Source organism: Anabaena sp. AL09, from assembly GCF_001672255.1.
In the GTDB taxonomy this organism is placed as follows: Bacteria; Cyanobacteriota; Cyanobacteriia; order Cyanobacteriales; family Nostocaceae; genus Dolichospermum; species Dolichospermum lemmermannii.
In genome coordinates this window covers 19,179-30,034 of the sequence record NZ_LJOQ01000061.1, presented here as the reverse complement: position 1 = coordinate 30,034, position 10,856 = coordinate 19,179, and the positions used below count along the sequence as shown (strand labels likewise).

The following is a 10,856-nucleotide window of genomic DNA, read 5'->3' as shown; positions in this document are numbered from 1 at the left end:
TATTACAACCAAGCTTTACCCATACGTCGGGCTGTGGGCGATCGCCGTGGGGAAGCTACCACTCTCAATAATATCGGTGGTGTCTACGATGCTTTAGGAGAAAAGCAAAAGGCACTGGACTATTACAACCAAGCTTTACCCATACGTCGGGCTGTGGGCGATCGCGGTGGGGAAGCTACCACTCTCAATAATATCGGTCTTGTCTACTATGATTTAGGAGAAAAGCAAAAAGCACTGGACTATTACAACCAAGCTTTACCCATACGTCGGGCTGTAGGGGATCGCGGTGGGGAAGCTACCACTCTCAATAATATCGGTGCTGTCTACGATGATTTAGGAGAAAAGCAAAAGGCACTGGACTTTTACAACCAAGCTTTACCCATACTTAGGGCTGTAGGGGATCGCGGTGGGGAAGCTACCATTCTCAATAATATTGGTCTTGTCTACTATGATTTAGGAGAAAAGCAAAAAGCACTGGTCTTTTTCAACCAAGCTTTACCCATACTTAAGGCTGTGGGCGATCGCGGTGGGGAAGCGAAGACCCTCAATAATATCGGTATTCTTTACCGAGATACCAAAAAGCCCCTTGAAGCTATCAAAAATCTTGAACAATCTGTAGGCTTACTCCTACAACTTCGTAGTGGTGTAGCTAGAGAAAATCGCCAAACCTTTTTAGACAGTGAAGGAAATAAAGCTATTGCTTTGATTGATTTATTAATCACAGAAAATCAGCCAGAAAAGGCGTTTACTTATGCAAATTTAGCAACTGTGGCTGACTTAGCTGATTATTCTCGTCTTGTAAATGCCAAAATTGCCAACCCAAAAGCACAAGCAGCGATAGACAAATGGAATCAAGACAATCAGCAATTAGAAAGTCTGCGAAAGGAGTTGCAACAAAAATTCTCAGAACAACTATCTGCAAAGGTGAATAAATTACAGGAAGACCTTAACAAACAAGCGGAGAATATCAGAAAACGCTTTGTAGAAATTGCTGATTTATTTGAAACCAAACCCACAGATATCGCTGAACTACAGGCAAATATCTCCCCAGGGATAACAGTTATTCAGCCTGTGATATTAAAGAATGATATTGCTTTATTTTTACTCACCAGAGATAAAATCAAAGTTATTAAAGTCCCATTGCCAGGAAAATTTGATGATTTACTAACAAAAACCTCCGAATCAATAAGTAATCGTAAGAACGCAAATTATTTAGATAATTTAGAAGAACTGCATAAATTATTAATAAGTCCCCTGGAAAAGGAAATTCAAGCTACAAAACCCAAACAAATCAGCATTATTGCTACTGGTAAACTTCGCTATATTCCCTTTGAAACACTCTATGACGGTAATCAATACCTGATTGAAAAATATCCTATTAGTTATTTAACTCGTCTTTCTAGTCGTTTTCTACAAATTACAACAACATCAAATACCCCAACTGCTAGAAAAGTACTAGCATTTGGTAATCCTAAACCCAATTCACCTTTCTCACTAAATGGTACGGAATCTGAAGTAAAAGCCATTATTCCGATTTTCCCAGGGAGTGAATCTTTCATGAATAATAAAGCCACACTCAGCAATTTTAAAACGCAAATTTCTCGCTTTTCTATTCTACATTTAGCAACTCATGGCTGTTTCCAAAAAGGTGACTGTACCTTGAACACAGGGGGTAAATTAAAAGAGAATACTTTACTATTTGCTGATAAAAGTTGGCACATTCAAGATGCTGGTTTATTAGGATTGCAAAATGTGGAATTAGTTACTTTAAGTGCTTGTCAAACATCGTTAAACACAAATTCTAATGGGGAAGAAATATCTGGACTGGCTTATTTATTTGAACGTGCGGGTAGCAAAGCTGTAATAGCCACTCTGTGGAGTGTAGCGGACGAAGAGACTAAAGAAATTATGGTGGAATTTTACCAAAATCTTAAACAGGGAATGAGAAAAGATGAAGCATTCCGTCAAGGGAAACTAAGTCAAATTAAAAATAATGTTCATCCTTTTTACTGGTCACCATTTGTGTTAATTGGTGACGGGAGATAACTACTTCATATATCACCTTTTCCCCTCTAGTGAGATATAAATTACCCCACCCTAACCCTCCCCTTACCAAGGGGAGGGGACTGGATTCTCTTGTTTCCCCCCTTTGCAAGGGGGGATTAAGGGGGGTATTTCTTGAGCTTGGGAATTGCTATAAAATTGGTATCAGTTGTCAATTTTTCCCGCATTTACATATAAAACCTGGGAAGATTTCAACCATTGAACATCAAAAGCGCTCAAATGAGTGGTAGTAATTAAGGTTTGAAATCGGTCTTGAATAGCATCAAGTAATTGATTTTGGCGAGATGGATCTAATTCGGCTAAAACATCATCTAATAATAGTAATGGTGGTTCATTAATAACTTCTTCAATTAATTGTAATTCTGCTAATTTTAAAGCTAAAACTAATGTTCTTTGTTGTCCTTGAGAACCATATTGACGAGCGGGAGTTTGATTAATAATTAATTCTACTTCATCGCGGTGGGGTCCAACTAAAGTTATCCCTCGATGTAGTTCTGCAAATGCTCTTTGTTGAAGTTTAGCAAAAAAAGCCGCTTGTAATTCTTGAGGAGAAGTTTTTTCTAAGGGAATATTAGCAGCATAATTAATTTCCAGAACTTCGGATGCTCCACTAATACTAGCGTGCCATGCAGAAGCTATGGGGGATAATCTTTTAATAGCTCTATCTCTTCTGATGATTACCCTTGTCCCCGCAGTCACTAATTGTGCATCCCAGATAGCTAATTCTGATTGTAGAGATTTTTCTGGTGTATTTACATAACGTTTTAAAAAAGCATTGCGTTGGCGTAAAACTTGGTGATATTGGTGCAAAATGTGAGCATAAACTGGTTCTAATTGAATTAAAAGCGTATCTAGCCAGTTGCGACGAATTTCAGGACTACCACGCACCAATTCTAAATCCAAGCTAGAAAATTCCACCGCATTGAGAACCCCCAGAAAATCCATTTGTTTGGGGACTGTAACGCCATTTATAGCCACGCTGCGACGAGAATGACGACGGAGGGTGAGAGTTAAATCGCTATGGCTATGAATCCGGTCTAGGGTGGCATGAATTTGGGCTGTAGATTCACCTTCTTTAATTAAATCACGATCGCGTGTCCTCCGGTGCGATCGCAATGTTGCTAATAACTCCACAGCCTCTAACAAGTTCGATTTTCCTTGAGCATTATTACCAACTAAAATTGTTTTAGCAGCGGTAAATTCAACTTTTTGGTTTTGGTAATTCCGAAATTGTTTGAGGTGTAGAGTTTTTAAGTACATAATAGCTGAAGATTCAAAATCCCCGACTTTTATAATAAGTTATTCTTGAGATGAGAAAATTATTTTCAGAAGTCGGGGATATTTTGGGGATTTTTCGGGAGATGAGAAAATTTTTTTAAGATCCTGTCACCAAACTTACTTGGTACTTTTTAGAATCGCTTTTCATACATATAAAGTCATTTAATGGGTCGTATGTATCAAAATTCCTCAGATTTTCCTCTTTATTTATATCATTTTCCAAATAAGCTAAGGCTAATGTGGAAGTAGCATAAATATTTCCATGTTGTTTGAAAGCTTGGACTAATTCAGATTCGGGAGGATAGTCTTTTAATAAATGTTCAGCGAGATACCCTGTGACAATTATGCCTTTCAAACCCGTTTCTTTGTACCCTTCCTTAGCGATCATCAATGATATACTATCACCATCGAGATGAGATAAATTATCGTAATCCTCAAAAAACGGGCAAAAAACTTTCATAAGATTTCTGACAGGATTTTTAACTTTCCCGTAATTGGGATCTTGCTGTTTTCTCCGTTTGGATTCACCCATGATAGCTATCTCCTAATTAATACTAGAATTGTAAACGCACCCAAAGGGTTTTCTTATCTCGTCGAAGTTGATTTTTAGATACATATTGATGAATAATTGGTAATAAATATCAGAATCAGGATAAAAAATACAAAGATCATGAAATGAAATCCTGTTAATCTTCAAATCCTGATTCTGACAATTTACCAATTAAACAGTTTTTTTGCCCATAAAGCGGAAGAATATCTTCTCACCTTCAATCCAGACAAACATTAAAGCACTAAAGCCAATACAAATTGCCAATTCTTCTAAACTGAGTGGATGAGTACCAAAGAAACTTTGCAGGGGTGGAACATAAATTAACATCAATTGCAAAATCGTGGTGACAATTACTGACCCCAATACAAAGGGATTAGAAAAGGGGTCCATTTCGATGGTAAGTCTATTATTAGAACGAATGGCGATCGCATGACCCATTTGCGCTAGGCATAATGAAGTAAATACCATTGTCTTCCAAGTATCTGGATCTCCTTGATACCCGGCTGCATGAGAATGATGGTAAGCCCATTCCATGAGAATAATGGTAATGATGGCAAAAACAATCCCAATGCGAATCATGTAAGAACCCAATCCCCTTGCAAAAATACTTTCGCGGGGACTAAAGGGAGGACGTTCCATCACATCAGGTTCAGGGGGTTCTACAGCTAATGCTAAAGCTGGTAAACCGTCTGTTACCAAATTCATCCAGAGAATTTGCAAAGGACTCAAGGGAACACCTCCTAATCCCAACAATGGCGCAGCGGCAATGGTGAGAACTTCCCCAATATTACTACCCAAAATGTATTTAATAAAGCGGCGAATATTGGTATAAACAACTCTACCTTCTTTAGTGGCTGCAACTATGGTGGCGAAGTTATCATCTAGGAGGATCATGTCGCTGGCTTCTTTGCTCACATCTGTACCTGTGATGCCCATGGCAATGCCTATATCGGCTTGTTTGAGGGCGGGAGCATCATTAACACCATCCCCTGTCATCGCCACAAATCGCCCGCGACGTTGTAAGGCTTGGACAATTCTTAATTTGTGTTCTGGGGAGACTCGCGCGTAAATACTCACTAAGTCAACCTGTGTTTCTAATTCTTGGTCACTGAGAAGTTGTAATTCTTTACCAGTGAGGACTCTATCACCCTCTTGGGCAATTCCCAAATCAATAGCGATCGCTTGAGCAGTTAATTGATGGTCGCCAGTAATCATAATCGGACGGATTCCCGCCTTGCGACATTCTTGCACAGCCGCCCTCACCTCTGGACGAGGCGCGTCTAGCATTCCCACCAACCCCAACCAAACCAAATCTACCTCAGATGTATCCTCTGAACCATCTGGGGGAACTTCAGCCAAAGGTTTATAAGCAAAACCTAACACCCGCAAACCTTTACCCGCCATTTGGTTATTAGCTACCAAAATTTGGCTGCGGTGTTCGTCATTGATAGGAATTGAGTGATTACCTAAATGGATTTTTGTACACCGTTCCAAAGTTAATTCTGGTGAACCCTTGGTAAACATTAAGTATTGTTCAGATTCCACAAAACCAGCAATAGCTGGGTCAATGGCGGTTAAAGAAGTATCACCAGTAGCTACAGCTTCTAATTGACAAATCACACTCATGCGCTTCCGTTCTGAGGAAAAGGGAAATTCGGAGACACGAGGTAATTTACTACTCCATTGGTCTTGTTCAATTCCGGCTTTTCCTGCCAAAGTCACTAAAGCCCCTTCTGTCGGGTCGCCTAAAATTGCCCATTCTCCTTGTTGTTGTTGCAGAACAGCATCATTACAAACCGCACAGGAAACAAGCAAAGCAGAAATTTCTGGACATTCATCTAAATTGGCTTTTTCACCATTTAACTGAAAATCGCCAATGGGAGTATAACCTTCTCCAGTGACGCGAAAGGGAGAATTATTGGTGTACACCGACTGTACCACCATTTTATTTTGAGTTAGAGTTCCGGTTTTATCAGAACAAATAGTAGTTACAGAACCAAGAGTTTCTACCGCTGGGAGTTTGCGAATTAAGGCATTATGCTTAACCATGCGCTGAGTTCCCAAAGCCAGGGTAACAGTAATTACCGCAGGTAAACCTTCAGGAACTACCGCCACCGCCATACTTAAAGAAACTTCCACCAGTTCTTGTAAATTCTTCCAGCCTATTCCTTTAGTTAGATCATGAATCAGCCCGCCACCAACTACTATGGCTACAAGAATTAAAGAACCAGTAACGAGAACGTTACCCAATTGGGTCATGCGTTGCTGTAAAGGCGTAGGTTCACCGTCCACAGACTGCAACATAGCGGCAATTTTGCCTAGTTCTGTTCGCATTCCGGTGTGAGTTACCAGTACCTTAGCCCGACCTTGGACAACTTCCGTACCTTGAAAAACTGAATTGAGGCGATCGCCTAATGGTGCATCTTCTGGTAATGTAAGAATGGCTTGCTTATTGACAGCTTCGGCTTCACCTGTGAGAGCCGATTCTCGCACTTGCAAATTAGACTGTTCTATTAAGCGACCATCAGCAGCTATTTGCACCCCAGCTTCCAGCAGCATCACATCCCCTGGAACTAGCTCCTTCGCGGCTATATCCGCCAGTTTACCATCACGGAGGATTCGGACTGAGGGAGAAGATAGTTTTTTCAAGGCTGCTAGAGCTTTTTCAGCCCGGCTTTCTTGCACATAGCCCAAAATACCATTGAGGATAACGATAGCCATAATGGCAATTGTGTCTTTAAATGGCACTTCACCGGGTTTTAATGTCCCCCCAGTCAAAGCCACCAAATCCAAAAGGCCAGAAATGAGGGCAACGGCAATCAGCATCAATAACATGATATTGGTAAACTGATCTAGCAGAATTTGCCAAGGGCTACGACCGACCTGTTCTTCGAGTTCATTAAGTCCATATTTTTGGCGACGCTGTTCAACTTCTGGGGAGGTTAAGCCGCTGTTTGCGTCACTATCAAGCATTTCTAAGGCTTTATCAACTTCTAAACCATGCCAAAGGTTGGTAGATTCAGGTAAAGAATGAGCAGACATCGTGTAAGAAATAGTTCTCCAAATGCTTCGCCCGTACAGTTGTCAGTAGGGGCGAAGCATTTGGAAGATAAATTATCGGTCATTGCCAAAAATAGTTCTGCAAATGCTTCGCCCGTACAGTTGTTAGTAGGGGCGAAGCATTTGGAAGATAAATTATCGGTCATTGCTAAAAATAGTTCTGCAAATGCTTCGCCCGTACAGTTGTCAGTAGGGGCGAAGCATTTGGAAGACAAATTATCGGTCATTGCCAAAAATAGTTCTCCAAATGCTTCGCCCGTACAGTTGTTAGTTGCAAAAAAATATTTCTCTTCCCTCTTCCCTAATAAATAATAATTTATGACTAATATGCTTAATGATATAAGTTTTCCAGTACCCAGTTTGACGGTGAACCAGATGTTTGGGCAAAAAATAATCAGACCAGTTACTGCTGCTACCTTGTACGGTATTGCTTTTATCAAGGATAGACTTATTGCTATTGATACGGTTAAAGGTCATTTATTAGAAATTGACCCTCTTACCGACAACAGCAAAATTATCAATCCCCACCAAGTCCGCGAATTTAAAGAAGTTACCGGTTTAGCTGTGTGGGAAGATGATCTTTGGGTGACTCGTGATAATAGTGTCTATTTATGTAAATTGGCATCTTTAGGTTTAGAGCATTTTGTAACTTTACCCTATGCCGCTGATGGTGTTGCCGTTTGGGAATCTACCGTTTATGTTAGTTGCCAAAGACTTGGCTATATTTTGATTTTTAACCGGGATACCCGCAAGGAAATCACCAGATTTTATGCCCCTGGTGTCGGTATCCAAAACTTGGCAGTTAGTAAAGAAACTTTATGGGTATGCGATCGCACGGAACAAACAGTTTACTCTATGGATAGGGCAACTGGAGAAGTGCGTTTCAGTGTTCTCACGGCTTTTGATTCTCCTACAGGTATCGCAGTTCAGGGGCAGGATGACACAGGCAAAGATCGTATTTATGTGGCATACTCCAGCGAAGAACCTTATATTCGGGATAATCCCAATGCTGACCCTTGTTTTGAATTAACCTACCGCGATCGCACATTTATTCATTCTCTACAATATCATTACCAAGAGGATAAACGCTACGCCCTCTCTAATGGCTATCTGATAGAAATGTCTTATGTTGAAGAAATTTCCCCCCTTGATGAAATTTATTTAGCCGATATAGAATGGCGCATAGCCCTACCCTCAGAAACCCAACGGCAAAAAGTCCAACAAGTTGAACCCATTGGTTTACCATTCACAGAAGAAATCATTGACGGACAAAGAGTAGCCGTTTTTAAATTTGATGCCCTTGCCCCCGGTGAACGTCACATATTTGGCTGGAAGGCATTAGTAGAAGTACGCGGAATTAAACATCGCATCACCCCTAAAGATGTCGAAGATGTTCCAGAACTGTCACCAGAATTAAAAACCCGCTATCTGGTAGATGATGACGACCTAGCAATGGATACCGATATTGTTATCCGTGCAGCCCGCACAGCCGTTGGTACAGAAACTAATCTGTTACGGAAAATGTACAGTATCCGCAACTACGTTTATGATCAATTGTCTTATGCCATTAAACCTTATATTGATTCACCCGATATAGCTTTAGATCGGGGCACTGGTTCATGTGGCGAATATGTAGGCGTATTACTAGCACTTTGTCGCCTGAATGGTATTCCTTGCCGCACCGTTGGTAGATATAAATGTCCAGTTTATGCCGAACATCAGGGAATTCCTCTCCAACCCGATTTTAATCATGTTTGGTTAGAGTTTTATATTCCGGGAATTGGTTGGTTGCCAATGGAATCTAATCCTGATGATCTGGAAGAAGGTGGACCATATCCTACACGATTCTTTATGGGCTTATGCTGGTATCATATCGAAATTGGTAAAGGTATCACTTTTGAAACCTTAACCAGAGATGGAATTCGCTTAACGAAAGAAGAGGTTTCCCTGGGTGACTTAGCTATTAACCATATTCGCTTCACGATTCTGAAGGAATTACCACCTTTTTAATTTTTGATTGAGGAACGAAACCCAACGTAAAATGTATAAATGTTGGGTTTCCTTGCGTCTGATTCCGCTTCAGAATGGATTTTGATAGCCTTTGACACTAATTCTTACTCTTCATGAATCAAAGAGGTAGCTAGAGTCAAATAACCAAGTTAAGTTATGATAAAGAGAAAGGAGGTATATTATGATTTACCTGTCTGCTACGGAAGCAAAACAAAATTTTACAGAATTTTTAGATAAAGCTCAAAAAGAACCAATAACCATTCAGCGTCAGGAACAAGATTTAGTTGTAGTGCTATCTGTCTTAGAGTATCAAAGATTAACTAAATTGCTAAAAAATGAGTTTCAGGGATTTTGTGATCAAGTTGGTAAAAATGCCGAAGTAAAAGGTATGACAGAAGAAAAGCTCAAGGAAATTCTTGAAAGTGATGATTGAGCAAAGAATTGTTATTGACACTAATTGTTTTGTGAGTCGGTTACTAACTCCCAAATCTATCAATTCTCAAGCAGTTCGTTATGCTTTTGATTTCCATCAAATTCTTGTTTCTGCGGACACACTTACAGAATTAGAAATAGTTCTCTCTAGGAAAAAATTTAATAATTATGTCAGTTTGGAAGAGCGGCAAAAGTTTATTTTATATCTAAAAAATCTGGCTGAGATAGTTGATATTACCAATCATGTACAAGTTTGTCGAGATCCAAAAGACGATAAATTTCTCTCACTTGCTATTGCCGGTAATGCCAATATTATTATTACCGGAGATGAAGATTTATTAGTGCTTAAATGCTATCAAAACATTCCTATTTTATCACCAAAGGATTTTTTAGCACAAGTGGATAAAAGTTAAACAATAACGGTTCTATCGCTCCTTATGGAAGAGAATATTAATTTAATTTTTGTAGGTTGGGTTGACGTATGTTACCCAACATTGTCCCAAATTATTAAAATTGTTTTTGGGTTGCGCTGTCGCTTAACCCAACCTACGATTTTCTATTCTACATTTACCCAAAAATCTGCGGTTTTGATTTGTCCATTGCGATTAAATTGCATCCACATTTTATATGTTCCTGGTTTGGGGAATTTTGTATGAAATTCGATTTTTCCATCTGGAGTATTTTTGATTGCGTGTGCATGGATATAATCAGATGAAGTCAGGGGAGAAGAACTTTTAATAATTACTAAATGTCCTTTTTCACCCAAATAAGGTTGTAAATCTTTAATTGGTTGATTTTTGTTGTCTTTTAAATCGAAGCTTAAAGTTACTGATTGACCGGCTTTAATATTTTTTTCAGAAATATTCAGATTGACTTTAGTATCTGAGATAGTTTTAGTTTTGGTGAACTTTTCTAAATTTTTTGGTAATGGAACTGTACCAGGAATTGTAATATTCATTAATGAGACATTTTCCTGATTTCCAGCAGGTTTATAATCACTGAAAAGTGTATAATTTCCTGATTCTGGAAAATTTGCAGTTACTTCAAAGCGACCATTTTCTTTATATTCGGGATGAATATGATCAAAAAATTGTAAATCATCTCTCACAACAATTAAGTGCATGATTTTTTCTTGGAAAATGTCAAACTTATTAACAGGTTTTCCAGTAGAGTCTTGAATATAAATAACTAAGTTAATTGGTTGATTTGGTGATAAACTTTTCGGAGCAGTTAATTTAACTTTGGTAGTTATTTGTGAATTATTTTCATGATTCATATTTTCCATGGAATGTCCATCATGATTCGTCATTATACTAGGTGAAACTTGTGTCTCAGTAGATTTAGTATTAGATGAACAACCAGGAGCTAATAGTAAAGTTGTAACTACAAAAATACTTGAAAAAAATCGCTTCATTTTAGGAGGGTGGTAATTTGAAATTTATTGTTTGCGGAACATTTCTCA

General features: G+C 39.0%; 9 protein-coding genes. 5 read left to right on the top strand and 4 right to left on the bottom strand.

All coding sequences use genetic code 11. The features are described 5' to 3' along the window. The coding region (locus AN490_RS12385) for a CHAT domain-containing protein (RefSeq protein ID WP_300003580.1) at positions 1-2,046 on the top strand (2,046 nt) is incomplete at its 5' end. A 162-nt stretch (positions 2,047-2,208) separates the two neighbouring features. Here AN490_RS12385 and recF read toward each other — a convergent pair. The 3 genes from recF to AN490_RS12370 form a co-directional block, all read right to left on the bottom strand. Further along, entirely contained in the window at positions 2,209-3,324 is a 1,116-nt protein-coding gene (gene recF, locus AN490_RS12380) for a DNA replication/repair protein RecF (RefSeq protein ID WP_300003578.1), read from the bottom strand. A 115-nt stretch (positions 3,325-3,439) separates the two neighbouring features. Further along, on the bottom strand, positions 3,440-3,874 hold the full coding sequence (locus AN490_RS12375) for a hypothetical protein (RefSeq protein WP_300003576.1): 435 nt from the start codon (positions 3,872-3,874) through the stop codon (positions 3,440-3,442). A 189-nt stretch (positions 3,875-4,063) separates the two neighbouring features. Next, positions 4,064-6,934, bottom strand: a complete 2,871-nt coding sequence (locus AN490_RS12370) for a cation-transporting P-type ATPase (protein WP_300003574.1) — start codon at positions 6,932-6,934, stop codon at positions 4,064-4,066. Between AN490_RS12370 and AN490_RS12365 the strand changes: the two genes are divergently transcribed. The 4 genes from AN490_RS12365 to AN490_RS12350 all read left to right on the top strand — a co-directional run bounded on the left by AN490_RS12365 (position 6,923) and on the right by AN490_RS12350 (position 9,807). Beyond that, positions 6,923-7,264, top strand: a complete 342-nt coding sequence (locus AN490_RS12365) for a hypothetical protein (protein ID WP_300003572.1) — start codon at positions 6,923-6,925, stop codon at positions 7,262-7,264. The two genes, AN490_RS12370 and AN490_RS12365, sit on opposite strands and share 12 nt — an antisense overlap. A 15-nt stretch (positions 7,265-7,279) precedes the next feature. After that, on the top strand, positions 7,280-8,962 hold the full coding sequence (locus AN490_RS12360) for a transglutaminase domain-containing protein (protein WP_300003585.1): 1,683 nt from the start codon (positions 7,280-7,282) through the stop codon (positions 8,960-8,962). 181 nt (positions 8,963-9,143) lie between these two features. Continuing rightward, on the top strand, positions 9,144-9,395 hold the full coding sequence (locus AN490_RS12355; protein WP_027403534.1) for a type II toxin-antitoxin system Phd/YefM family antitoxin: 252 nt from the start codon (positions 9,144-9,146) through the stop codon (positions 9,393-9,395). Continuing rightward, positions 9,388-9,807 carry a putative toxin-antitoxin system toxin component, PIN family gene (locus tag AN490_RS12350; RefSeq protein WP_300003583.1) on the top strand — a complete coding sequence of 140 codons (420 nt, stop codon included), beginning with the start codon at positions 9,388-9,390 and terminating at the stop codon, positions 9,805-9,807. Before AN490_RS12355 ends, AN490_RS12350 begins: the two co-directional genes overlap by 8 nt. A gap of 143 nt (positions 9,808-9,950) precedes the next feature. Here AN490_RS12350 and AN490_RS12345 read toward each other — a convergent pair whose 3' ends face one another. Further along, entirely contained in the window at positions 9,951-10,808 is an 858-nt protein-coding gene (locus AN490_RS12345) for a hypothetical protein (RefSeq protein ID WP_300003569.1), read from the bottom strand. Positions 10,809-10,856 lie beyond the last annotated feature (48 nt).

Excerpts from the sequence above, each read along its gene's own strand:
- AN490_RS12345 (WP_300003569.1), bottom strand. The coding sequence starts at position 10,808 with ATGAAGCGATTTTTTTCAAGTATTTTTGTAGTTACAACTTTACTATTA.
- AN490_RS12350 (WP_300003583.1), top strand. The coding sequence starts at position 9,388 with ATGATTGAGCAAAGAATTGTTATTGACACTAATTGTTTTGTGAGTCGG.
- AN490_RS12370 (WP_300003574.1), bottom strand. The coding sequence starts at position 6,934 with ATGTCTGCTCATTCTTTACCTGAATCTACCAACCTTTGGCATGGTTTA.
- AN490_RS12360 (WP_300003585.1), top strand. The coding sequence starts at position 7,280 with ATGCTTAATGATATAAGTTTTCCAGTACCCAGTTTGACGGTGAACCAG.
- recF (WP_300003578.1), bottom strand. The coding sequence starts at position 3,324 with ATGTACTTAAAAACTCTACACCTCAAACAATTTCGGAATTACCAAAAC.
- AN490_RS12355 (WP_027403534.1), top strand. The coding sequence starts at position 9,144 with ATGATTTACCTGTCTGCTACGGAAGCAAAACAAAATTTTACAGAATTT.
- AN490_RS12365 (WP_300003572.1), top strand. The coding sequence starts at position 6,923 with ATGAGCAGACATCGTGTAAGAAATAGTTCTCCAAATGCTTCGCCCGTA.
- AN490_RS12375 (WP_300003576.1), bottom strand. The coding sequence starts at position 3,874 with ATGGGTGAATCCAAACGGAGAAAACAGCAAGATCCCAATTACGGGAAA.